General features: G+C 65.7%; 2 protein-coding genes. Both read left to right on the top strand.

Going from position 1 to position 1,109, the window contains the following annotated elements; translation table 11 throughout:
* A partial coding sequence (locus tag FJ980_RS33490; protein ID WP_181181417.1) for a glucokinase occupies nucleotides 1-402 on the top strand: 402 nt, incomplete at its 5' end.
* Nucleotides 403-562: 160 nt separating this feature from the next.
* A partial coding sequence (locus tag FJ980_RS33485; RefSeq protein WP_246676698.1) for an ABC transporter transmembrane domain-containing protein occupies nucleotides 563-1,109 on the top strand: 547 nt, incomplete at its 3' end.

Here is a 1,109-nt window from a genome sequence, read left to right as displayed (position 1 = left end):
GTCTACCGGGCGGTGGCCAAGGCGGACGGCAAGCCGTCGCCCTTCACCACGCCGGCCGAGATCACCGCAGCGGCACTTGCCAGGACCGATCCGGTTGCGCAGGAAGCGCTGGAGATCTTCGTCACCTGCCTTGGGCGCACCGCCGGCGATCTCGCCTTGGTGTTCATGAGCCGTGGCGGCGTCTTTCTCACCGGCGGCATCGCGCAGAAGATCGTGCCGGCGCTGAAACAGGGCAATTTCCGCGCCGCCTTCGAGGACAAGGCCCCGCACAGCGAACTGATGCGCACCATGCCCGTCTATGTCATCACCCATCCGCTGGCGGCCCTTCTGGGCCTCGCCGCCTACGCCAGGAACCCTTCGCTGTTCGGCGTGCAGACCGCGGGCCGCCGCTGGCAGGCCTAGGCTGGGTCGCATGACGGACCAGGCGTCCGTTCGGTCCCCGCGACGAAGTTAATCAGGCGCGGGCATAGGCAAGCCGGCCGCTTGGCGCTAAGAGGGGCGCCAGAAGGGATGCTGTGTGCAGCCCGGTCCCACCAAGCGGAAACCACGAAGCGCTGCCGATTTGACACTCCAAGCTCCACATAAGCAGAAAGCCACTCCCGGCGAGGTCTGGGCGGTGCTGCGCCGTATCATCGCCGAGAACGGCCGCGACTACCTTTGGTCCTACATCTTTGCCGGCGCCTGCCTGCTGGCGGTATCCGCCACGACCGCTTTCACCGCCTGGATCATGAGCCCGGTCGTCAACCAGATCTTCTATGAGCGGCGCGGCGATCTGATCGTGTGGATTTGCGCCGGCGTCATGGGCGCCTTTCTCGTGCGCGGTTTCGCCGGCTACGGCCAGGCGGTGACGCTGGCGACCGTCGGCAACAATCTGGTTGCGCGCTACCAGCGCCGCATCTTCGATCACCTGATGAAGCTCGGCGTCGGTTTCTTCAACGACACGAGATCGGGCCGGCTGGCGGCGCAGGTCAACGAGAACGTCAACGGCATTCGCGACCTGCTGCAGGAGTTATTCCAGAAGCGCGGCCTGCACACATCGGTTGCCGCCGACGGCCCCGAGATGGAAACGAACCTGCGCCGTGCACAGGTCGATCTCATCGTGCTCGACG

Source organism: Mesorhizobium sp. B1-1-5 (assembly GCF_006443065.1).
Lineage (GTDB): Bacteria > Pseudomonadota > Alphaproteobacteria > Rhizobiales > Rhizobiaceae > Mesorhizobium.
Note: the sequence above shows the minus strand (reverse complement) of the source record. Positions and strands in the feature narration are given on the sequence as shown.